The organism is Mesorhizobium sp. M8A.F.Ca.ET.181.01.1.1, assembly GCF_004792025.1.
Lineage (GTDB): Bacteria > Pseudomonadota > Alphaproteobacteria > Rhizobiales > Rhizobiaceae > Mesorhizobium.
On sequence record NZ_SRTV01000004.1, the window covers coordinates 110,019 to 132,514 of the forward strand.

At 64.1% G+C, this 22,496-nt stretch carries 23 protein-coding genes; 10 read left to right on the forward strand and 13 right to left on the reverse strand.

Annotated features, from left to right (window positions below; all coding sequences use genetic code 11):
- Positions 1-8: 8 nt before the first annotated feature.
- Both EN824_RS16375 and EN824_RS16380 read right to left on the reverse strand, forming a co-directional pair.
- The gene (locus tag EN824_RS16375; protein WP_135932514.1) at positions 9-980 is read right to left on the reverse strand and encodes an SDR family oxidoreductase; all 972 of its coding nucleotides are present in this window, start codon (positions 978-980) and stop codon (positions 9-11) included.
- A gap of 93 nt (positions 981-1,073) precedes the next feature.
- The gene (locus tag EN824_RS16380; protein WP_245520996.1) at positions 1,074-1,508 is read right to left on the reverse strand and encodes a hypothetical protein; all 435 of its coding nucleotides are present in this window, start codon (positions 1,506-1,508) and stop codon (positions 1,074-1,076) included.
- Between the two features lie 74 nt (positions 1,509-1,582).
- Here EN824_RS16380 and EN824_RS16385 point away from each other — a divergent pair, with 74 nt between their 5' ends.
- The 6 genes from EN824_RS16385 (at position 1,583) to fghA (ending at position 7,419) form a co-directional block, all read left to right on the forward strand.
- Entirely contained in the window at positions 1,583-1,873 is a 291-nt protein-coding gene (locus tag EN824_RS16385; protein ID WP_135932515.1) for a metalloregulator ArsR/SmtB family transcription factor, read from the forward strand.
- A 33-nt stretch (positions 1,874-1,906) separates the two neighbouring features.
- Positions 1,907-3,022, forward strand: a complete 1,116-nt coding sequence (locus EN824_RS16390; protein WP_135932516.1) for an alkene reductase — start codon at positions 1,907-1,909, stop codon at positions 3,020-3,022.
- Positions 3,023-3,120: 98 nt separating this feature from the next.
- Entirely contained in the window at positions 3,121-4,446 is a 1,326-nt protein-coding gene (locus EN824_RS16395; protein WP_135932517.1) for an LLM class flavin-dependent oxidoreductase, read from the forward strand.
- 25 nt (positions 4,447-4,471) lie between these two features.
- The gene (locus EN824_RS16400) at positions 4,472-5,491 is read left to right on the forward strand and encodes an NADP-dependent oxidoreductase (protein WP_135932518.1); all 1,020 of its coding nucleotides are present in this window, start codon (positions 4,472-4,474) and stop codon (positions 5,489-5,491) included.
- A 300-nt stretch (positions 5,492-5,791) separates the two neighbouring features.
- Complete coding sequence (gene msuE / locus EN824_RS16405) at positions 5,792-6,352, forward strand: FMN reductase (RefSeq protein WP_135864998.1); 561 nt, start codon at positions 5,792-5,794, stop codon at positions 6,350-6,352.
- 209 nt (positions 6,353-6,561) lie between these two features.
- The gene (fghA, locus tag EN824_RS16410) at positions 6,562-7,419 is read left to right on the forward strand and encodes an S-formylglutathione hydrolase (RefSeq protein ID WP_189522185.1); all 858 of its coding nucleotides are present in this window, start codon (positions 6,562-6,564) and stop codon (positions 7,417-7,419) included.
- Positions 7,420-7,422: 3 nt separating this feature from the next.
- Here the strand turns inward: fghA and EN824_RS16415 are convergent, their stop codons facing one another.
- From EN824_RS16415 to EN824_RS16440, 6 genes are all read right to left on the reverse strand, one after another.
- Positions 7,423-8,355, reverse strand: coding sequence for a nucleoside hydrolase (locus EN824_RS16415; RefSeq protein ID WP_135932519.1), 933 nt, complete (start codon positions 8,353-8,355; stop codon positions 7,423-7,425).
- 11 nt (positions 8,356-8,366) lie between these two features.
- Positions 8,367-9,380 carry a nucleoside hydrolase gene (locus EN824_RS16420; protein WP_135881743.1) on the reverse strand — a complete coding sequence of 338 codons (1,014 nt, stop codon included), beginning with the start codon at positions 9,378-9,380 and terminating at the stop codon, positions 8,367-8,369.
- Between the two features lie 10 nt (positions 9,381-9,390).
- A complete protein-coding gene (locus EN824_RS16425) occupies positions 9,391-10,377 on the reverse strand; it encodes an ABC transporter permease (RefSeq protein WP_135932520.1) in 987 nt (328 codons plus the stop codon).
- Positions 10,365-11,408: an ABC transporter permease gene (locus tag EN824_RS16430; protein ID WP_245520997.1), complete on the reverse strand. Its 1,044-nt coding sequence runs from the start codon at positions 11,406-11,408 to the stop codon at positions 10,365-10,367. The genes EN824_RS16425 and EN824_RS16430 overlap by 13 nt, the downstream gene beginning before the upstream one ends.
- The gene (locus EN824_RS16435) at positions 11,405-12,970 is read right to left on the reverse strand and encodes an ABC transporter ATP-binding protein (protein ID WP_135932521.1); all 1,566 of its coding nucleotides are present in this window, start codon (positions 12,968-12,970) and stop codon (positions 11,405-11,407) included. Before EN824_RS16435 ends, EN824_RS16430 begins: the two co-directional genes overlap by 4 nt.
- 104 nt (positions 12,971-13,074) lie before the next feature.
- A complete protein-coding gene (locus EN824_RS16440) occupies positions 13,075-14,079 on the reverse strand; it encodes a BMP family ABC transporter substrate-binding protein (protein WP_127870480.1) in 1,005 nt (334 codons plus the stop codon).
- A 256-nt stretch (positions 14,080-14,335) separates the two neighbouring features.
- Here EN824_RS16440 and EN824_RS16445 point away from each other — a divergent pair, with 256 nt between their 5' ends.
- Positions 14,336-14,920, forward strand: a complete 585-nt coding sequence (locus EN824_RS16445) for an amino acid synthesis family protein (RefSeq protein ID WP_127870481.1) — start codon at positions 14,336-14,338, stop codon at positions 14,918-14,920.
- Positions 14,917-15,501 carry an amino acid synthesis family protein gene (locus EN824_RS16450; RefSeq protein WP_127870482.1) on the forward strand — a complete coding sequence of 195 codons (585 nt, stop codon included), beginning with the start codon at positions 14,917-14,919 and terminating at the stop codon, positions 15,499-15,501. Before EN824_RS16445 ends, EN824_RS16450 begins: the two co-directional genes overlap by 4 nt.
- Before the next feature lie 21 nt (positions 15,502-15,522).
- Here the strand turns inward: EN824_RS16450 and EN824_RS16455 are convergent, their stop codons facing one another.
- The 3 genes from EN824_RS16455 to EN824_RS16465 are packed head-to-tail and all read right to left on the reverse strand — an operon-like array spanning position 15,523 to position 17,994.
- Positions 15,523-16,716 carry an amidohydrolase family protein gene (locus EN824_RS16455; RefSeq protein ID WP_135932522.1) on the reverse strand — a complete coding sequence of 398 codons (1,194 nt, stop codon included), beginning with the start codon at positions 16,714-16,716 and terminating at the stop codon, positions 15,523-15,525.
- Positions 16,717-16,756: 40 nt separating this feature from the next.
- Positions 16,757-17,305 carry a MarR family winged helix-turn-helix transcriptional regulator gene (locus EN824_RS16460; protein WP_127276136.1) on the reverse strand — a complete coding sequence of 183 codons (549 nt, stop codon included), beginning with the start codon at positions 17,303-17,305 and terminating at the stop codon, positions 16,757-16,759.
- A gap of 44 nt (positions 17,306-17,349) precedes the next feature.
- On the reverse strand, positions 17,350-17,994 hold the full coding sequence (locus EN824_RS16465; RefSeq protein WP_127276138.1) for an isochorismatase family cysteine hydrolase: 645 nt from the start codon (positions 17,992-17,994) through the stop codon (positions 17,350-17,352).
- 234 nt (positions 17,995-18,228) lie between these two features.
- Here EN824_RS16465 and EN824_RS16470 point away from each other — a divergent pair, with 234 nt between their 5' ends.
- Complete coding sequence (locus EN824_RS16470) at positions 18,229-19,083, forward strand: NAD(P)-dependent oxidoreductase (protein WP_135932523.1); 855 nt, start codon at positions 18,229-18,231, stop codon at positions 19,081-19,083.
- Positions 19,080-19,886: an SDR family NAD(P)-dependent oxidoreductase gene (locus tag EN824_RS16475; RefSeq protein WP_127870485.1), complete on the forward strand. Its 807-nt coding sequence runs from the start codon at positions 19,080-19,082 to the stop codon at positions 19,884-19,886. The genes EN824_RS16470 and EN824_RS16475 overlap by 4 nt, the downstream gene beginning before the upstream one ends.
- A gap of 24 nt (positions 19,887-19,910) precedes the next feature.
- Here the strand turns inward: EN824_RS16475 and EN824_RS16480 are convergent, their stop codons facing one another.
- Positions 19,911-21,194: an FAD-binding oxidoreductase gene (locus EN824_RS16480; RefSeq protein WP_135929671.1), complete on the reverse strand. Its 1,284-nt coding sequence runs from the start codon at positions 21,192-21,194 to the stop codon at positions 19,911-19,913.
- Positions 21,195-21,323: 129 nt separating this feature from the next.
- Entirely contained in the window at positions 21,324-22,427 is a 1,104-nt protein-coding gene (locus EN824_RS16485) for a histidinol-phosphate transaminase (RefSeq protein WP_127276147.1), read from the reverse strand.
- Positions 22,428-22,496: the final 69 nt, after the last annotated feature.

Genomic DNA, 22,496 nt, shown 5'->3' on the forward strand with positions numbered 1-22,496 from the left:
CGATGACCTCAGTAGCCGCCGACGATCGGCAGGATCTCGCCGGTGATGTAGCTCGAGCAGTGCGGAGAGGCCATGAACACATAGGCCGGAGCCAGTTCCTCCGGCTGTGCCGGCCGTTTCATCGGCGTGTCCGCGCCGAATTTCGAGACGTCGCCGGCTTGCTTGTCGGACGGATTGAGTGGCGTCCACACCGGGCCAGGCGCGACCGCGTTCACTCTGATGCCCTTGGCGATGAGATTGCCCGAAAGCGCGCGCGTGAAGGCATGGATGCCGCCCTTGGTCATCGAATAGTCGACCAGTTGCTTCGAGCCGTCTATGCCGGTAACCGAACCGGTGTTGACGATCGCCGAGCCCGGCTTCATGTGCGGCACCGCTTCCTGTGCCATATGGAAATAGCCATAGAGATTGGTCTTCAGCGTCGTGTCGAAATGTTCTTCGGTCAGGTCGCTGAAGTCGCTGGAATGGATCTGGAAAGCGGCGTTGTTGACCAGCACGTCGATGCGGCCGAATGTTTTGACCGTGGCCGCCACGGCATCGTGGCAATCCTGCCGTTCGCTGACGTCGGCCTTGATCAGGATGCAGCGTCGACCTTCTTTTTCGACGGCGGATTTCGTCTCTTCGGCGTCCCTGTCCTCGGCCAGGTAGACGATCGCGATATCGGCGCCTTCGCGGGCGAACAATACCGCCACCGCACGACCGATGCCGGAATCGCCGCCGGTGATGAGAGCCACCTTCTCCTCGAGTTTCCTTGATCCGAGATAATAGGGAGCATCGTAGAGTGGGGCAGGTTCGATCGCCGCTTCATGCCCGGGTTTGGCCTGATGTTGCTTGGGGAAGGGCGGCTCGGGATAGGTGCGCGCGCCTGCCTGCATGGCGTGCTCCGCCTTGCCGTTGCGCTTCGATTTGTCCCTGGCATCGATGCCGCGCTGGATATGGCGCTGCTTGGCGGCTTCGCCGGCGGTCCGGGATTTCGTCTCCATGGCTGTCTCCTCGGCTGAAGAAAGTTCGCGCGCCAAACCGAAAGGTCAGCGCGACGCATAAAGCTTGTCGAAAGGTGCCGCCGCCCGTCCGTGTCAGTCCTTGACATAGGCGCCGGGTTGGCGGCCCGCTCTTGGAGACTTCGCGTCCTTCGAACGTTCGGAGATCGCCGGGCCCGCACCGGATGTCTTTTCGGTTGCAGGGCTGGGTGTCGCCTTGCCAGGCGGGTTCTGGCCTTCGGACTGATGTGTTTTCTCATTTGTCTGATCCGCCTGTCGCGTGAGCCCCATCCCGCCTGCCGGCGGCTTGTTGCCCGCCGCATCGGGCGAGAAATCGTCGCTCGGATCCGGGCCGGTCCTGGCGGGATACTTCCGTGCGCCGGTTTCATATTCGGTCCTGTCGCGTGCCATGGCTGCCTCCGTGTTTGCCTGAACGCAAAACAGCCGCGGGCCGATCAGGTTCCGAACAAACGCCTTTGAACCGCCATGCAGGCTGTGCCGCCAGGGCAAGTGTTTCGCATCGGTCGCCAAAAACAGAATGTCGTTCCTTACGGATCGCATAAGTGCGATATAAATATCGGCTACTGGCGATATACGGGGAATTCATGGATCACGATGCCATCCTGAAGGCGTTGGCCCATCCGGTTCGGCGCCAAATGTTGAACTGGTTGAAAGAGCCGGAAATGCATTTCACGAGCCAGGAACATCCACTGGCCATGGGCGTTTGCGCGGGGCAGTTCGAACGTTGCGGTCTGTCGCAATCAACCGTGTCGGCCCATCTCGCCACGCTTTCATCGGCGGATCTGGTGACCACACGCCGCCTTGGTCAATGGGTCTTCTACAAGCGGAACGACGAAACGATCGCCGCTTTCCGCGCTTCGCTCTCCGATATCTGAACCTGCATTTGCTTGAGTATGAAAGGCCTTCCGATGACCACACTTTTCGACCCGATAGCGGCCGGCGACCTCGCCCTCGCCAACCGCATCGTCATGGCGCCGCTGACGCGCAATCGCTCGCCGAATGCGGTTCCAGGGGATCTGTCCGTCACCTATTACCGCCAGCGTGCCACCGCGGGCCTGATCGTGACCGAAGCGACCGCGATCACTCATCAGGGCCAGGGCTATGCGAACGTGCCGGGTCTTTACGCGCCAGAACAGCTCGCCGGGTGGAAGAAGGTCACCGACGCAGTGCACGCCGAAGGCGGCAAGATCGTCGTTCAGCTCTGGCATGTGGGTCGGATTTCCCACACATCGCTGCAGCCGGGAGGCGGCAAGCCAGTGGCGCCGTCGGCGATCCGCGCGAAGTCGAAGACCTTCCTGGTCGCAGCCGACGGCAGCGGCAGCTTTGCCGAGACGTCCGAGCCGCGGGCGCTGGAGGAAGGCGAGATCCAGGGTATCGTGCAAGACTTCCGGCGTGCGGCGAAAGCGGCGATCGAGGTCGCCGGTTTCGACGGCGTCGAGATCCACGCGGCCAATGGCTATCTTCTTGACCAGTTCCTGCGTTCGGGCAGCAATCATCGGACCGATGCTTATGGCGGTTCGATCGAGAACCGTGCCCGCTTCCTGTTGGAGGTGGTGGAGGCGGTCGTCGGGGAAGTCGGCGCCGGCCGGACCGGCATTCGGCTCTCGCCGGTGACGCCGGCCAATGACTCCTCCGATCCCGAACCCCAGCCGTTGTTCGAATACGTGGCCAGGAAACTCGGCCGTCATGGATTGGCCTATGTCCATGTCATTGAAGGCGCGACAGGTGGGGCCCGTGATTTCCAGCAAGGCGAGCGGCCGTTCGACTATGCCGCCTTCAAGGCGGCCTACCGCGATGCGGGCGGCGCCGGCGCCTGGCTGGTCAACAATGGCTATGACAGGGAACTCGCGGAAGCCGCGGTTGAGGCAGGGCGTGTCGATCTGGTCGCTTTCGGAAAATTGTTCATCGCCAATCCCGATCTCGTAGGCAGATTACAACAAGGCATCGCGCTGAACGCCCCCGACAGCAATACATTCTACGGGGGCAGTTCGAAGGGATATACGGACTATCCGACGGCGGCATAGCAGGTCGCCGACTGAACCGAAGTTCCGGCGGATCGCGGTCAATCCCGCCATGCCGGAACTTCGACCGATCACTCAATGCCGCTCGGGATGCCCAGCCCATGACACATGAAAAGCAGCTGCGGCTCGGCGCGTTCATGCGCCCGGTCAGTTTGCACACAGGCGCCTGGCGTTATCCCGGCGCCTATCCGGACGCCAATTTCAACTTTGCCCATCTGAAGCGCTTCGCCCAGACGCTTGAGGCGGCGAAGTTCGATGCCTTCTTCATGGCCGACCATCTGGCAGTGCTCAACATGCCGATCGAAGCGCTGCGGCGCAGCCATACGGTGACGTCGTTCGAGCCGTTCACGCTGCTGTCGGCGCTGGCCGCCGTCACCGATCATATCGGGCTGGTCGCCACGGCATCGACGACCTTCGATGCGCCCTATCATGTCGCGCGCCGCTTCGCCTCGCTCGATCATATCAGTGGCGGCCGCGCCGGCTGGAATATCGTCACCACGTCCAATCCCGACGCGGCGCTGAACTTCGGTCTCGACGAACATGTAGAGCATGATGAGCGCTACCGGCGGGCGCGGGAGTTCCACGATGTCGTGACGGGGCTGTGGGACAGCTTTGCCGACGACGCCTTCATCCGCGATCCTGAAAGCGGGCTCTATTTCGATCCGGCGAGGCTGCATGTGCTGGATCACAAGGGCGAGCATCTTTCGGTGCGGGGCCCCCTCAACATCGCTCGGCCGGTGCAGGGCTGGCCCGTCATTGTCCAGGCCGGCGCGTCGGAAGCCGGACGGCAACTGGCGGCCGAGACGGCGGAGGTCATCTTCGCCGCGCATGCCGACCTCGCCGCCGGGCAGCGTTTCTTTGCCGACGTCAAGGGCCGGGCGCAGAAACTCGGCCGCTCGCGCGACGACATCAAGATCCTGCCCGGCGCCTTCGTCATCGTCGGCGACAGCGCCGAGGAAGCACAGGCCAAGCGAGCCAGGCTCGACAGCCTCGTCTATTACGAAAGCGGCATCGCCTCGCTGTCGATCGCGCTCGGGCATGATGCGTCCGGTTTCGACCCGGACGCGCCCTTGCCGGACATTCCCGAAACCAACGCCAGCAGGAGCGGCCGCGAGCGCGTCATCGAACTGGCGCGCCAGGAGAAGCTCACCGTCAGGCAGCTCGCGCAAAGGCTGGGCGGCTATTCCGGCCTTGCCTTCGTCGGCACGCCAGGGACCATCGTCGACGACATGGAGGAATGGCTCGTCGCCGAGGGCTCCGACGGGTTCAACGTCATGTTTCCCTATCTGCCCGCCGGACTTGATGATTTTGTCGGCAAGGTCGTGCCTGAACTGCAGCGGCGGGGCATATTCAGGCAGCAATATGAAGGATCGACCCTGCGCGAGAACCTCGGCCTGAAGCGGCCTCCCAACAGGTTCTTCGCGTAGAACATCATCCGGGGAGGGCTATGCAATGTCGACGCTGACGAACACCCGCATCGTGCTCGCGGCGCGGCCGCAAGGCCGGCCCAAGCGGAGCGATTTCCGCGTCGAGTCCGTCGCCATCGGCGAGCCGGGGGAGGGCGAACTGCTGTTGCAGATCCTCTATCTGTCACTTGATCCATATATGCGCGGCCGCATGAACGCCGCCAGGTCCTATGCCAAGCCGGTCGAGATCGACGGCGTGATGGAGGGCGGCACGGTGGCTCGTGTCGTCAGATCCCGCCATGCCGGCTTCGCCGAGGGCGATATCGTGCTGTCCCACTCGGGATGGCAGAGCTTTGCCGTGTCCGACGGCGTCGGCCTGCGCAAGCTTGATCCTGCGGCGGCGCCCGTCACCACCGCGCTTGGGGTGCTCGGCATGCCGGGCTTCACCGCCTATGCCGGCCTGCTCACCATAGGACGGCCTAGGGCCGGCGAGACCGTGGTCGTGGCGGCCGCCAGCGGCGCGGTCGGATCGGCCGTCGGCCAGATCGCGCGCATCAAGGGGGCTCGTGCGGTCGGCATTGCCGGCGGCCCCGAAAAATGTGCCTTCGTGCGCCAGGAACTCGGCTTCGACGCGGTTGTCGATCATCGCGCCGATAATTTTGCCGAGCAACTGAAGGTTGCCTGTCCCGGAGGCATCGACGTCTACTTCGAGAATGTCGGCGGTCCGGTCTGGGATGCGGTGTTTCCGCTGCTTAACGAGTTCGCGCGTGTTCCGGTCTGCGGATTGATCGCGCAGTACAACATCCCTGCGGATTCCGGCGCCGACCGGCTTCCGGCGCTGATGCAGCAGGTGCTGCATCGCAGCCTGACGATAAGGGGCTTTATCCAGCGCGAATTTGTCGATCAACGCCCAGCCTTCTATCGCGAGATGGCCGAATGGATAGCGTCCGGGCCTGTGCGGTACCGGGAAGATATCGTGGACGGCATAGGGAATGCGCCACAAGCTTTTCTGGGGCTTCTCGAAGGAAAGAATTTCGGCAAGCTCATTGTGCGGGTCGCGAGATAGTCATCTCCCGGACGGCCAATTTCGGGAGGCAGTCTTTTAGGAATGAGAGCGTGGCGATACACTTCCGTGCCTGCCGGCCCGCTTCATGGCCGGGCTCGCCCCCGCAGGCAATCCCGTCGAGCAGATTGATGCGCGCGCTGCCAGACACCGCCATGCTTCTTCTTCAGCGCGTCCCGGGAAGAAAAATCTTCTCCGATTTCGTCCTACGGCGATCGTCAATTCCTTTCGTTCGATACCAATGTCTATAAAAACTATGGACATTCTGGCACACTGGCTCGAACATACAACAAGGCGTCCATCATGACCAATCCGGCCATTGTCGGCTTCTCCGGCAATTTCACGCGGCCCTCCAAGACCCGTGGCTTCGTGGACCATATCGTGACGGAGATTGCCGGGCGATACGGCCTCTCCGCCAGCACCCATGACATCGTCGATCTCGGTCCCAGTCTTGGCGGTGCCAAAGGGACGCGCGACCTGGATGGACAGGCTCGCGCCATTCTCGAGCGGATCCTGGCCGCCGATGTCCTGGTGGTCGGCTCGCCCACCTACAAGGGCAGCTATACCGGTCTGTTCAAGCATTTCTTCGATCTCGTCGACCCGGCCGCCCTCAGGGGCAAGCCGGTGCTATTGGCGGCGACTGGCGGCGGCGACCGCCATGCGCTGATCGTCGAGCATCAGCTGCGGCCGCTGTTCGGCTTCTTTGAAGCCTTTGCGCTGCCGACGGCCGTCTACGCCTCGGAGAAGGATTTCGTCGACGGCGTGCTGGCATCCGAAGCGATCCGGGCCCGCGTCGGCCTTGCGGTTGACGATGTCGGCCTGGCGCTCTTCGGCAGGCAGCGCGCCAGGATCGCCGCCGAGTAGCGTGCTCCGGAATATATCCCGCGCGCCAACCTCGTCAGGCGCGCGGTGGTGCGACTTCCAGGCGCTGCCTGAACCTCTTGGCCGTCCGGGGTAGCAATCGGACGTAGCCAGCAATCCAAATGTCCAATCCGTCACGGTTGCCGTGGTCCCAGCCGATGCCGTAGACAAGCGGCGGTGAATCACGTTTTCCGTTGGCGGAGAAGAAACACATGTCGGATCGGATGGAGATCATCTCCGCTGCCAGGTCGCATGGCGGCGTGCAGGGCGTCTATTCCCATGTTTCGGAAGTCTGCGCCTGCGACATGACGTTTGCCGTCTTCGTGCCGCCGCAGGCCCGTGAAGGACCTTGCCCTGTCGTATGGTACCTCTCCGGTCTCACCTGCACCCACGCCAATGTCATGGACAAGGGAGAGTACAGGCGCATGGCCGCCGAGCTCGGCCTGATCGTCGTCTGTCCCGACACCAGCCCCCGCGGCGCCGATATTCCCGACGAGAAGGACAATTGGCAATTTGGCAGCGGCGCCGGCTTCTATCTCGATGCCACGCAGGAACCCTATGCCAGGAATTATCGCATGTATTCCTATGTCACCGAGGAATTGCCGGCGCTGATCGCAGCGGAATTTCCGGCCGACATGAAGCGTCAGGCGATCTTCGGCCACTCGATGGGTGGACATGGCGCATTGACCATCGCGCTGAAGAATCCCGAACGCTTCAAGAGCTGTTCGGCCTTCGCGCCGATCGTGCAGCCCAGCACCGCCGGCTGGTCGAAGCCGGCCTTCGAAAAATATCTCGGTTCCGACGAGAAATCATGGCGGCGCCACGATGCCACCTTGCTCATCGAGGATGGCCACCGCTTCCCCGAGTTTTTCGTTGACCAAGGGACATCGGATGGATTTCTCGACGACGGACTGAGGCCCTGGCTCCTGGAAGCGGCCTGCGCCAAGGCCGGTATTGGGCTGACGCTGCGCATGCAGGACGGCTACGATCACTCGTATTTCTTCATTTCGACATTCATGGACGACCATCTGAGATGGCACGCCCAGAGATTGTTGGATGCTGAAGTCTGAAGTCTAGTCCCGCAGCAGGTCGAACATCAGCTTGAAGAAACGGTCGGCGTCGACCTCATAGGCGATACGCGCATTGTCTTTTTCACCGCGCTCGCTCCAGAAATCGGCAACTGTCGCGCCGAACGCATAGGTGCCCGACAGATCGACGCCGATATGGGCCGGGCGCGTGCGCACCAGTGTCGGGTCGATGGCGAGCGCCAGAGCCAACGGGTCGTGCATGGCGCCGCCGACGCCCATCGAGTTGCGATGCAGCTTCTCGTAGAACAGTAGCCAGTCGTTGACGAGCTTGCCGAGCGGCGTGTCGATCGTGGCAAGCTCGGCATATTGCGGCGCCTCGATCAGCACCTGCATGGTGACGTCGAGGCCGACCATCAGGATCGGTACGCCGCTGTCCAGCACGATCTTCAGCGCCTCCGGGTCGCAGAAGGCATTGAATTCCGTCGGCGTGATGATCTCGCTCTTGCGGTAGAAGACACCGCCCATCCAGATCAGTTCCTTGATCTTGGGCAGCACGTCGCGATGCTTGAGGATCATCAGGCCGATATTGGTCAGCGGGCCGGTGGCGACGACCAGGATCGGCTCGGGCGCGGCGCGAAGCTTGTCGGCCAGGAAATCGACGGCGTGCCGGTCGACCGGCTTGATCGTGGCCTGCGGCAGATAGGGCGAGCCTTCGAGGCCGCTCGGGCCGTCGGCGGTGCCGAGCACCAGCGGCCTTGCCAGCGGACGGTGACACCCTTGAGCGACAGGCACGTCGCCGGCGCCGATGTACTCCAGGATGCGCAAGGCGTTGGCGGTCGTCTTCTCGACCTCGGCATTGCCGCATGTCGTGGTGACGCCGACGAGTTCGATGGCCGGCGAGCGATGCGCCATGACCAGCGCAATGGCGTCGTCATGGCCGGGATCGCAGTCGAACAGGATGGGAGTTGCAATGGTCATTTTGTCGGTCCTCACGCCGCTCGTTCGTAGCGCGCGATGGTTTGCTTGAAGATGTTCAGGAAGCGGCGGCCGTCGAGATCGGTGCAGATGCGCGTGGTCTTCGGTCCGCCGCCGGGCAGCAGCTGCCGGCCGCGATGGGCAACCGTCTGTCCGCGCGCGAGGCGCCCGTCCAGTACGACGTCGACGAAGAGCGGTTCGGTCATCGTGGCCAGGGCCGGATCGAAGGCCAGCGCCACGGTGATGACGTCATCCATCGGGAAGCCAACGAGGTCGAAGAACTCGCGCCAGATATCGATGTAGATCGGAAAGCTGTCGGTGATCATCTCCAGGACGGCATTCTTCCGCGCCACGGCCTGCATGTCGGCGATGTCGTCGCGCGTCAGCATCGAGGCCGCGACGCGGTTGTCCTCGCAGATATCGAGCGGCACCAGGATCTTGTCGACGTCGGCGTTGAGCACGATGCGCGAGGCCTCAGGATCTGCCCAGATGTTGTATTCCGACAGCGGCGTGATGTTGCCGGGCGTCTGGAAGTTGCCGCCCAGCACCATGAGTCGCTTCAGCGCGCCTGTCAGGCGCGGCTCCTGCAGCAGCGCCATCGCCGCGTTGGTCAATGGGCCTGTGGTCACCAGCGTGATCTCGCCCGGATTGGCCATTACGGTATTGATGATGAAATCGACGGCGTGTCCCGGCGTCGCCTGGCGCGACGGGGTCGGCGCCGGAGGGTTGAACTTCTTCAGCCGGTCGCCGAAGCGGGCAACGAGCCGCTTCTCGAAATGGACCGGCGCTTCCATGTCGGCCTTGGCATTGCCGACGATCGGCCGCCAGGCGCCGGCATGAACCGGAATGTCGTCGCGCCCGGCAAGCGTCAGCGTGTTGAGCACGACATTGGTGACCTGCTCGATCGGGCCTGCCGCGCCGGTCACGGTGGTCACGCCTTCGAGCCGGACATTCGGGTTCGCCGCGGCAAACAGCACGGCCAGAATGTCGTCGCCGGCAGAATCCACGTCGAGGATTATGCGTTCCATGAGAATTCCTTCATTGCGGATTGTTGTCGAGCGGGGCGCTGTTCCTGTCCGCCGACAAGAGTTTCTGCATCGACGCCAGCGTCTCCTTGATGATCTTTGGCCGTGCCCGGTAGGACAGCGCGAACAGCGCCGTCAGTGCCACGACGTAGGGCACGGTCAGCACCAGATAGGACGGAAATCCAAAGGTCTGCAGGCGCAGCGAAAAGGCGTCGGCGAAGCCGAACAGCAGGCAGCCGGCCAGTACCTTGAGCGGATCGCCGTTGGAGAAGATCAGGATCGCCACCGCCATGAAGCCGCGGCCCGAAGACATGTTCTCGGTGAACATGGTGATGTAGCCGAGCGACAGATGCGCGCCGGCCAGTCCCGCCAGCAATCCGCACAGCAGCGAGGCGATGTAGCGGACACGGGTGATCGAGATGCCGAGCGCCTCGGCCGCCTCGGGCTTCTCGCCGACGACGCGGATATAGAGCCCGAGCCGGGTGCGGTTGTAGAACAGCACCAGCAGCGGCACCGCGATGAACGCGACATAGACGATCGGCGTGAAACCCGAGATCAGCGGCGCCCATGAGCCGAGCAGCGCCTGCGCGCCGGGTATCTGCACCTTGGGCAGGCCGACAATGCCGTGACCGACGATCGATCCGCGCGTGCCGAAAATCGCTTTCATCAGCGAGATCGTCATGCCGCCGGCAAGAATGTTGAGCGCCAGCCCGACGACCACCTCATTGGCCCGCAACGTCACCACCAGAACGGCAAAGGCGAGCGCGAAGGCAAGTGCTGCGGCGACACCGCAGGCGACACCCGCGAAGGCCGACCCCGTCCAGATCGAGCCGATGACGGCGAAGAAGGCGCCGGCCAGCATCTGCCCCTCTAGACCGATGTTGAAGATGCCGGCCTTGGTGGTGAACGACCCACCAAGAGCGACCAGGAGAATGGGCGCGGTGGTGCGCAGCGTCGCCGCGATCAGCGCGACGTTGATGAGTTTATCTAGAATTTCCATCGCCGCTCCCCCGCCTGGCTGTCGCCGCGGCGTTTGATCAGAACCTGCGCCGATACGCTGAGGATGATCAACGCCTGGATCACGGTGATGATTTCGCGTGACGCGCTGGTATCGACCTCGAGCAGCAGCGACCCGCTGCGCAGCGCGCCAAAGAACAGCGCCGTGACGATGGTGGCAACCGGCGAGCCGTTGGCGAGCAGGGCGGCGATCAGCCCGTCGAAGCCGAAGCCAGGCGCAAAGCCTTCCATGAACCGGTGGTGCACGCCGAGCGTCTCGACGCCGCCGGCCAGTCCGCCGACGGCGCCCGAAAGCAGCAGGACCACGAAGCCCTGACGTTTCACGTTGACGCCGCCATATTCGGCGAATTTCGGCGCCGAACCGACCATGGTCACGCCGTAGCCCCAGCTGGTGTAGCGGAAGACCAGCGCGACGCCGACCGCCAGCAGCAGGCCGATCGCCAGTCCCCAGTTCAGCCGCGAGAATGAAAAGATCTCAGGCAGATAGGCCGTCGCCAGGATCGGCGGTGTCTCCGACCAGCCGCCGGGCCGCTTGAACAGGAAGATGGTGAAATAGGAGGTGAGCAGAACGGCGATGTAGTTCGACAGGATCGTCGAGACCACTTCGTTGGTGTTGTAGCGGGTGCGGAAATAGGCGGGGATGGCGACCCAGGCGGCACCCGCGACGATCGCGAGCCCCAGCGCAGCCAGCGTATGGATGCCCGCCGGCAGGGAAAAGCTGAAGCCGACCCAGGCGGCGGCAAATCCGCCCAGGAAAAGCTGGCCCTCGATGCCGACATTGAACATGCCGCCGCGCAGCCCGATGCAGGCGGCGACGCCACAAATCAGGATCGGTGTCGTCTGCAGCAAGGTACCGGCAATTTTCTCCTGGTCGCCGAAGGCGCCGCGCAGCAGCGTCATCAAGACACGGACCGGGCTTTCGCCGACCATGAGGATGATGATGGCTCCCAGCAGCAAGGCAACGCCGATGGCGATGATCTGACCGGAAAAGGCGCGCAAGCGGTCATTCATCATGCGGGCTCCAGCTCAGGCGACACGCCCGCCATCATCATGCCGATACGGTCCTCGTCGGCATCATCACCGGCGACTTCGCCCATGATCCGCCCGTTGAACACCACCAGGATGCGATCAGCAAGCGCCGCCAGCTCATCAAGCTGCACGGAAATCAGCAGGATCGCACGGCCGGCCGCGCGCTGGCGCATGATCTCGTCATGGATGGCCTCCTGGGCGCCGATGTCGACGCCGCGCGTCGGCTGATCGATCAGCAGGAAGTCGGCACCATTGGTGAATTCGCGCGCCAGCACGACCTTCTGGATATTGCCGCCCGACAGCCGCTTGACGGGATCGCCCGACCCTTGCGCGCGAATATCGAAGCTCTTGATCAGCTCTCCGGCATTCCCGGCGATCGCCTTCCAGTCCAGCACGCCGCCGCGGCTCCACGGTGCGCGATGTTGGCGGCCCATCAGCGTGTTTGCCGCGATCGACGCATTGCGATCGACCCCGCGCACCATGCGGTCGCCCGGCACATGGGCAAGGCCCGCCTCGCGTATCGCGGCTGGGGAAAGCATGGTGAGATCCCGGCCTTTCAGCCATGCCTCGCCATGGCTTGCCGGCCGCAGGCCGGAAAGCACCTCCGCCAACTCCGTCTGCCCATTGCCGGCCACGCCGGCGATTCCCACCACTTCGCCAGCGCGAACGGTGAAACTGGCGCCGCGAACAGCCGGCAGCCGGCGGTCGTCACGCGCCCACAGATCCTTGACCTCGAGGACGGCGCCGCCATGCAGCGCCGCGCGCGGCCGGCGGTCGAAACTGACCTCGCGGCCGACCATCATGCGCACCAATTCGTCCTTGCTGAGTTCCGATGCCGGACGGGTCGCCACCTTCCTGCCGTTGCGCAGCACCGTCACCGTGTCGGACACCTCCATCACCTCTTCCAGATGGTGCGAGATGAAGATCACCGTCATGCCTTCGGCCACGAAACTGCGCAGTGTCTGGAACAGCTCACGGCTCTCCTGCGGCGTCAGCACGGCGGTCGGCTCGTCGAGGATGATGGTGCGGGCGCCGCGCACCAGAACCTTGAGGATTTCGATGCGCTGCTCGATGCCGACCGAGAGCAGTCCGACGCGCTCCGTCGGGTCGACATGCAGCCCGAAACGCTTCGACAGGTCGCGTGTGCGTTCGATCTGGGCGGCATGGTCGATCAATCCATGACGGCGGATTTCCATGCCGAGAAAGACGTTGTCGGCGACCGAGAGCGAAGGCACCAGCTTGAAATGCTGGTGCACCATGCCGAGCCCGGCCTTGATCGCGGCGGCCGGATCGGCGACCACGGTCGTCTCGCCATTCAGCCGGATCGAGCCCTCGTCCGGCTGGAGCAGGCCGAACAGGATGTTCATCAGCGTCGTCTTGCCGGCGCCGTTCTCGCCGATGATGGCGTGGATTTCGCCCCGGCGTACGACCAGGTCGATGCCGTCATTGGCGATGAAGGCGCCAAACCGCTTGGTGATGGCAGCCAGTTCGACGGCCATCGCGGAGGTGCTGTGGAGGGGCGGTGACCCCGGCGCGTTCGACACGATGCTCTCCCAGATTGGGGGCTCACATAAACTGGACGCTGATCCGTCGCGGCAAGCCGCGGCGGATCAGCGTAGCGCTTTCTTGGGAGGGATGCGCTGGTGTTGGCCTATTTCGCCTTGGTGATCGCGATCTTGCCGTCGACGATGCCCTTTTTGATGTCGTCCAGCTTGGCGGTCACGTCGGCCGGGATCGTGGGGGCAATATCGTCGCACACCTTGAACTCGACACCGCCCGAAGCGAGGTCGAACGTGCGGGTGCCGGCGGTCACCTTGTGGCCCCCGACTTCGTCCTTGATCAGCGTGTAGACCGCGATGTCGCCCCGCTTCAACATGCTGCCGAGCACATTCCCGGGAGCCGTGCCGCACATGTCGATATCGACGCCGATCGAATATTTGTCGGCGGCGGCACTTGCCTGCATCACGCCTTCACCCGTCGGGCCGGCAACGTTGTAGACGATGTCGGAGCCCTGGCCGTAAAGCGCCTGGGCAAGTTCGCTGCCCTTGGCCGGGTCGTCGAAGGTTCCGGCGAACACGGAATTCACCTTCACATCGGGCGCGGCATATTTTGCGCCCTGCTCGTAGCCGCCGAGGAAGTTGCGGATCACCGGGATATCGCGGCCGCCGACGAAACCGATTGCCTTGCCGTCGCCGATCTTGGGAAATTCACTGCCCTTGGCCTCGACCATGCCGGCCAGCGCGCCGGCGACGAACGAGCCCTGCTCCTCGGCGAAGTTGGCGTAGATCATCTTGGGATTGTCGAGCACGCCGTCGATGAACACGAAGCGCTGGTCGGGATATTCCTTGCTGACCTTCTGCAACGAGTCCACCAACTCCCAGCCCATCACGAAGATGAGGTCGTATTGCTTGCCCTTGGCGAGGTTTTCGAACTGCTCCTCATAGTCGAGGGCACGATTGCCGGTGTCGACCAGCTTGAGGTCGATGCCGAAATCGGTCTTGGCCTTGTTGAGGCCGTTGACGATCGAAACGCCGAAGCCCTGTGCGAAATATCCCGAGATGGCGGCCACGGAAACCTTGGACTGTGCGGCGGCCGATCCCAACGAAACGGCAAGCATCGTGCCGGCCAGAAACAAACTCTTGAGTGCCCTTGTCATGTCATTCCCCTTCAGCTTTTTTCAGCTTTTGAAGCCACGCCTTGACCATCCCCTAAATATCGCCGGGACACTGGCGAGTTCGTTGATGGTCATATGAGTTTATGAGCGGCCAAACAGGCTGTCAATCGTCCTCCGGTGCAGTTTTCTCACCGCTTTGTCCGCATGGTCCTTGTCGACGCTTGACAAATATCGGCGATGCATAATTGTTGGTACTCTAACGAGTTTCATCAGAACGACGGGACGAAGGAAACGCGCCATGCCGGCTGTTGTGGTCAGGAAATTTCTGGTTCAGGTCGAAGAGATCTTCCATGAGGGCGGCCCCCTCGCGGCCCGCCCGCCCAAGCGCGGCGCGATCGTGGCGGTCATCGCCAACCCATTTGCCGGACGCTACGTGGAAGAGATCACCGGATTCATGGAGGACCTGAAGCCGCTCGGCCTCGACATGGCCCGGCGCCTGATCGACGCCATGGGCGAGGGGGTTTCAGCCATCGAAGGCTATGGCAAGGGCGCCGTCGTCGGCGCCGCCGGAGAGCTCGAACACGGTGCGCTCTGGCACAATCCGGGCGGCTACGCGATGCGCGAACTTCTCGGCAACGCCAAGGCTATCGTGCCGTCGACCAAGAAGGTCGGTGGCCCGGGAACGCGCATCGACATTCCGATAACGCACATAAACGCCTCCTATGTGCGCAGCCATTTCGACGCCATCGAGATCGGCGTCGGCGATGCGCCGCGCAGCGACGAGATGGCTGTCATCCTGGCGATGACCACCGGGGCGCGCGTTCACGCTCGGGTCGGCGGCCTGGCGGCAGCCGATATCAAGGGCGAGGACGGCTTGCGATGAGCCCTGAAATCCGCCGCGTCATTACCATCGTCGAGGAAACCCTGATCGAAGGCGGCCGCCCCGTCGATCCGCCAACGCGTCGCGCCGCGGTGATCGCGGTGATCCGCAATCCCTATGCCGGCACTTTTGTCGAGGATCTGTCGGCGCTGAGTGTCGTTGGTGAGGCGTTGGGCGACATCTTGCCCAGGCGGGCCGTCGCGGCCCTCGGCATTGGCGGTGACCAGGTCGAGAGCTTCGGCAAGGCCGCCGCCGTCGGCGCCGATGGCGAGCTTGAACATGCCGCCGCCATCCTTCATCCAACGCTCGGCGCCCCGTTCCGCGATGTGCTCGGCAAGGGGGCCGCGCTCATCCCCTCATCGAAGAAGCGCGGTGGCCTTGGCGTGCCGCTCGACATTCCGCTCGGCCACAAGGACGCGGCGCGGGTGCGCAGCCATTTCGACGGCATGGAGGTTCGCGTTCCCGACGCACCGCGTGCCGACGAGATCGTCGTCGCCATCGCCGTCACCGATTCCGGCAGGCCGCATCCGCGTGTCGGCGGGCTGACCACGGACAAGATCGTCGGCAAGGACGGCGTAAGTTGATGCGTTCGCAGGTGGCTGCCGCTACGCCGCCCTGACTTCCGGCACCCGCATCGCCGGCGGAGTATTGCGGCTGCGGTTGGTGCGCACCTCGCCGTCGATGATCACCATGCCGATACCAGGCAAATTGCCGAGCGCCACGCTGTCGAGCAGTCCGTCACCGGCGCCGCCGATCGCCTGGTCGATGAAGATGAGATCGGCGGCGCGGCCGACCTCGATGATGCCGCGGTCAGCCAGTCCGCGCACGCGCGCCGTGTTGCCGCTGGCAAGGCAGAACGCCACTTCAGGGGCGATACCGCCCAGCGAAGCCAGCATCGTCAGCGTCCTCAGGATGCCGAGCGGCTGCACGCCCGATCCGGCCGGGCTGTCGGTACCGAGGATGACGCGCGAAAGTTCGCCGCGCTGTCTTGCCAGCTCGAGCACGAACAGCCCGGTGCGCAGATTGCCGTTGTGGACGATTTCCAGCGCGCGCGAGCCGTTCTCGCAGATCTGCCGGATCTCGACTCCCGGCAGTGCCGTCGGTCCGCCATTGACGTGAGCCACGATGTCGGCATCGACCTCCAGCACGACATCGGCGCCGATGCGGCCGGAGCCGGGCAGGGATGGGCCGCCCGTATGGGTCATCGAGGTCATGCCGTATTTGCGCGCCCAGCCGATCATCTGGCGGCCGGTCGGACCGTCCTTGACGCCGCCGAGCCCGACCTCGCCGACAAGCGTCACGCCGGCCTCGGCGAGGGCGCGGAAATCCTCCTCGACTAGGCCTGGTTCCAGTATGGGAGCGCCGGCCAGGATCTTCATGCCGTTGGGGCGGAAGTTGGAGAAGGTCCTCTGCGCCGCGATCGCCAGCGCCTTCAGCCCGACCAGGTCGCGCGGGCGGCCCGGTGTGTGGACCTCTCCCGCCGAAATGATCGTGGTGACGCCGCCATGCACGGTCGAATCCATCCAGCCGATCTGGTTCTGCCGCGGCGTCCAATCGCCCGCGACCGGATGGACATGGTTGTCGATGAGCCCCGGCGCCACGGCGCAGCCCATCGCGTCGATGATCGTCGCGGCGTTGCCGCCGTCGACCTCGCTTGCCTTGCCGATGGCGGAAATGCGCCCGTCGGCAACGACAATGGTGTCGGCCTCGAGGATCGGTCGGCCGAGGTCACCGCTCAGCATCAGGCCGATATTGCGGACGACGAGCGTGTTGGCAGACGACTTGGGGTCGGACGACATCGGTTCTCACTTCTGCTGGTATGGAACGTCCCGACGCGGCCTATTTGCCGCTGTCGCCATTCGATGGATCGTCGTCGTTGATGCGCGTGAGCAGGCGGAGCAACGTCGCCTGCTCGGCGGGTGAAAGCGGCGACAGGAAGCGGCGCCCGACTTCGACGCTGCGTTCAAGCCGTTCGAGCGTATACTCGGTCCCCTTCTCGGTCAGAGCGATCATCGACAGGCGCTGGTCGGTGTCGGAGGCGCTGCGCGTGATCAGTCCGTGCTTGAGCAGCTTGCGCATCACGATGCTGATGGTCGACGGGTCCATCGCCGTCAGCCGGCCGAGGTGGTTCTGCGAGACCTCGCCATGCTTGAGGATCGTGGCAAGCGCGGCGAACTGGGTCGGCGAAAGGTCTTCACCCGCCATCACCTGCTGGAACCGCAGCGTCGCGCGCTGATGCGCCTTGCGGATGACGTGAGCCGGATGGAGGTCCAACGCGTATCCGGTCTGCGCGTATTGCTGCAGCACCTGCTCGCGGCTCAGCGGCGGCGCCTTGCCGCGCTGCCGCTTCGGTGTCGCGTCTTTCTCGGATTTCTTTTCGGTCGTCAAACCGGACTCCTGTTGCCTGTCTTGGATGTTGCTCACTCCAGGGCTCAAGCCGCAACTTCAGCCGGTTGCAGTGAGGCTCCGTCGCGAAGAGCCGCGACGACATCAGCCGAACCGCTGACCACGCCGAAATGAGTCGCTATATCGTAGAGCGAGCTTTCCTGCTCGCGCGGTCCCGTCGCCGCGCAGCAATCGCTTGGCACCACCACTTCATAGCCCTGGAAAAAAGCGTCGTGGACGGTCGAGCGCACGCAGATATTGGTGACCACGCCGAATATGACCAGCTGGTCGACCTGCATGTCCTTGAGCGTCAGGTCGAGGTCGGTCTGAAAGAAGGCCGAGTAGCGGCGCTTGATCACGTGGATCTCATCGTCGCGGGCACCCAGGTCCTCGATGATTTCAGGTCCCCAGCTTCCTTCCACGCAATGCGGCGTGCGCTTCACCCATTCGCGCTCGCGGCGCATGCCCGGCCGGTGCGCGTCGTGAACCCAGATCACCGGGACGCCGGCGGCGCGCGCAGCCTCGATGACAGCCAGTTGCGGTGGGACCAGCGTCTCATAGCCAGGCAGGACCATGGCCCCGCCGGGCTTGCAGAATTCATTGACCATATCGATGACCACGATCGCCGCACGGTGCCGATCGAGGCGCATCGCGTCGTCGTGCCGGTGCGAGGAAAAGACGTCCACGGCCATGGCGGTCTCCTTGGGTCGATCGTTGATGCTCATACAAAAAACCCTGGCGAATGCCAAGTCAATCCCGTTCGACGCAAAGCGGTGACCGCCAGCCTTGCGCACGTTGGTCGCACCAGCGTATGCGCTATTTGTCCGGCGCGACATGGCCTTGACAAGAGGTGGCAATCATGTGCTCGATTTGTATGACCATCAATGATATTCAGATCGCCAAGTTTGCCGGCCGAGGGCTGTGATATGAAGACAATCATCACCGGGGCCAGCGGTCTGCTTGGGCGCCATGTGGCCGAGGCCCTGGTTGCGGCCGGCCACGATGTGCTGGGCATCGACGCGGTGGCGCCCGCCGGCGCGGCATGGCGGCACGCCACCGCCGATCTGACGGATCTGCGATCGACCCTGCAGCTGGTACGCGATTGCGATGCCGTGGTGCATGTGGCGGCGATCCCGCGCCCAACCGGGCGGGCCGGCGGCGAGGTGTTCAAGACCAACATCGCGACCGCCTACAATGTCGTCGAGGCCGCTGCCCTGGCCGGCGCCAGGCGCCTCGTCTATGCCTCGTCCTTCAGCGTCTTCGGCTATCCCTTCTTCGAGAAGACGGTCATTCCGCCTTATCTGCCGGTCGATATGAACCATCCGGTCGGTGCGCAGGATCCCTACGGCCTGTCGAAATGGCTGGGTGAGGAGATCGTCGACGCCGCGGTGCGCCGCGGCGCGTTTTCAGCCGTCAGCATCCGCATGCCGTGGATCCAGACCCCGCAGTCCTTCTTCGCCGGCGTCGGTCCGCGCCGCGCCACCGCCGACAGTGCCCGCGACCTGTGGAGCTATCTCGACGCGCGCGATGCCGGTCAAGGCTTTCTGCGGGCGCTCGAGTGGCAAGGCAGTGGCCATCTGCGCGTCCTGCTCAGCGCCGCCGACACCTTCATGGAGGAGGAAAGCGAGCCGCTCGTGCGCCGGGTCTATCCAGCTGTCCCGCTGTCGCGGCCGATTGCAGGCTTCGGTTCGGTGCTCGATACGGCCCATGCGCGCGAAACGATCGGCTTCGAGCCGCGGCACTCATGGCGTTCCTATCCAAAGCCGGAGACCCAGGGATGAAGCGGTTCGACCGGAAGAAAGTCCTCGTCACCGGCGGTGCCGGCGCCATTGGCAGCGCCGCGGTCCGGCGTTTTCTCGACGAAGGCGCGCGGGTCGCGATCGTCGACCGCAACGGCGCGGCGGCGCGGCAACTGGCCAGCTCGCTTGGCAAAAAAATCATCGCCATCGAGGCCGACGTCACCGACGAGAACAGCGTGCGCGGCGCCGTCGAAACGGCCGTCGAGGCCTTCGGCGGGCTGGATGTGGTGTTCAACAATGCCGGGATTTCCGGTGTCGTCGCTCCCGTGCACGAGCTGCCGGTGGAGGATTGGGACGCCGTCATCCGCATCAATTTGCGCGGTATCTTCCTCGTCTTGCAGGCATCGCTCCAGGCCATGATCAAGGCCGGAACCGGCGGCTCGATCGTCAATATGGGATCGTCGATGGCCGGTTGGGACGTCCTGTCAGGCGGCGCCGGCTATGTCGCGTCGAAACATGGCGTGGTCGGACTGACGCGGGTCGCGGCGCTCGATGCCGCGCCTTACGGCATCCGGGTCAACGCCATCTGTCCGGGTGTCATCGAGACGACGCTCGGCGTGCCGGCTTCTGGGGAGGGCGATTTCAAGAGCAGCGTCCAGCATTTCGCCGACCGGATTCCGTTGCGCCGCATCGGCCAACCGGACGATGTCGCCGCGGCGGTGGCTTTCCTCGCCTCGGACGAGGCAAGGCACGTCACCGGCGTCGACTGGCTGATCGACGGCGGCCAGACCTTGCAGAGCTGGGCCAACGCGCCGGCCGGCGACACGTTTCCGAAGGTTCGCTAGGAGATGCCGGGCGGGCTCTTCTCGTCAGAGGCCGAATCGGTCCTTCACCCGGCCCGAAAGGATCGCCGCCTTGACGCCAAGCGGCCAGAAGCGATGGAACCGGATTGGCTTCAGCCCCGATAACGGCATCGGGAAGGGCGTGGTCGCGTCGTCGCGAAGGCGATTTGCCAGCGCATTGCCCATCGCAGAGGCCATGGCGACGCCACGGCCATTGTAACCAAGGCAAATCAGGATGCCGTCCTCCGGCTCGTGAACGTGCAGGAGATGATCCTTGGTGATGGCGATCCGGCCGTTCCAGCCATGTGTCCACGCGGTTCCAGCAAGCACCGGCCAGAGCCGTAGCGCATAGTCGGTAAGGTAGCGGATGGCGGAAGCATCGCCGATGGGTCTCATCGGTCCCCGGCCGCCCATGAGAAGCCGGTTTTGCGCATCGACGCGGTAATAGACGGTGATATTGCCGGCTTCGTAAACGACGGGCCTTTGAGGGAGGATTGCGGCCGCGACCGTTGGTGACAGCGGTTCGGTCGCCGCGATGGCGCTGAACACCGGAACGAGCGACTGCTCCAGGCCCGGCCACAGGTCGCCGGTATAGCCGTTGGTCGCGACAAGGACCTTCTCGGCGCTGACAGAGCCGTCTGCCGTCTTGAGGACCCAGCGTCCGGCCTGCCTGTTCAGCGAGAGGACTTCGCTGCCGCCGAATATCCGCGCGCCGGCCTTCCGCGCGGCGGCAGCCAGGCCGAGCGTGTATTTCAAGGGATGAAGGTCGCCGCCGCGGGCATCGAACATGCCGGATATGTATCTGTCGGTGCCGGTTCGCGCCACCATCGCCTTTGCGTCGAGCAAGCCGACCGGCATCCCCCGCCGCTTGCATTGCGTTGCCGTGGCCCGCACCGCGGCTGCCGGCTTCGGCCGGATGGCCGCGCGTATCGTACCGTTTTGCCGGGCCTCGCAATCGATCGACAGGCGCTTGATGAGGCCGAAGGTGAAATCCGGCGCACCGTAGGAGAAGTCGATCATCCGCTGCCCGAGATCGGGGCCGAACATCGCCTCGATCGTGTCGGGATCGTATTTGAGACCGGGATTGACCTGGCCGCCATTTCTGCCCGACGCCCCCCAGCCCGGCTGATGGGCCTCGAGCACGCAGACGTCGTCGCCGGCTTCCGCCAGGTGCAAGGCGGTGGAAAGGCCTGTGAAGCCACCGCCGACGATGGCGACCCTTGCCCTGTGCGCCCCGGAAAGGGCAGGGTAATTGGCTGTGCCGCCGGCCGTATCGCGATAGAGGCTCCTGGGCGGGCTGCTTGCGGGCATGGACGAGGCTCTTACGTCAAGGCGGCTGGCTTGAGATATCTGGCTTTCAATTGCCCGATATCTTGCGCGCGTGGCAGACCCAGACTTTGGTGTCGGGTGCGCCAGGCAATTCTGCGTGGCGTCGGGAAATCACAACAATTGCGACAGGGCGGCCATGAAGTGGTCATTCTCCGACGGCGAGCCGATGCTGACGCGCACATAAGTGTCGAAGCCTGCCTGTTTCCATGGCTTGACGATGACGCCGTTCCGCAGCAGGCCTTCGACGAAGGTGGAGGCATCTTGCCGGCAGTCGAAGAACAGGAAATTGCCTCGGGACGGGGCGACTTCGAGGCCCTTGCCCGCCAGGAAACGCTCGACGCGTGCCCGCTCCGTCCTGGCCAGCGCGACGACCTTGGCAAGGTGCTCCTCATCGGCGAGCGCCGCAAGCGCCGCCGCCTGCGCGACGCCATTGGCGTTGAAAGGCGTGCGCACCCTGTCGAGCAACGCGCGCAATTGCGGGTCGCCGACAATGCCGAAGCCGATCCGCAGCCCTGCCAGTCCGAACGCCTTGGAAAATGTCCGCAGCACGATCCAGGGTTGATCGCGTTTGCTCAGACAGGGCAGGGACGAAACATAGTCGTCTCCCTCGGCATATTCGGCATAGGCTTCATCCACGACGATCAGCGTCTCGTCGCTGACAGCGTCCAGGAGCCTCGACAGATCGCCGCCGGAGAGCCAACTGCCGGCCGGGTTCATCGGATTCGAGAACAGCAGCATGCGCGGCCGTTCGCGCACTGCCTCGATCAGCGCGTCGAGATTGATGCTAAGATCGCCGTTGACGGTTACACGGTTGACGCTTGCACCCATCAGCGTCGCATAGTCCTCGTGCAGCGGGAACGATGGATAGAGCGTGACGACGACGTCGCCGGGCCGCAGGACGGCACGGCTGATGACGGAGAGGAGGTCTTCCGAGCCGTTGCCGAGGATGACCTGGTCCTCGCCCGCCGCATGTCTGGTGGCGATGGCCTGCCGCAGTTCGCGCCCGGCCGGATCCGGATAGAGCCGGAACATTTCGGAGCCGCCCTGGATCATCTTGGCCAGGGTCGGGCTCGGGCCGATCGGGTTTTCATTCGAGCCCAGTTTGGCGATCCTGGCCGGGGCGTATCGCAGCATGACCTCGGCGATGGTCAGCCCGGAATTGTAAGGCGACAGGCGCGTGACTTCGGTGCGGACCATGTCTGAAGCGTTGGACATGTCTGGTCTCCTCCATCGCCGGCCGATTATTGTCGCCAGACAAACCTCGAACAATCGCTGCCCGTGGCA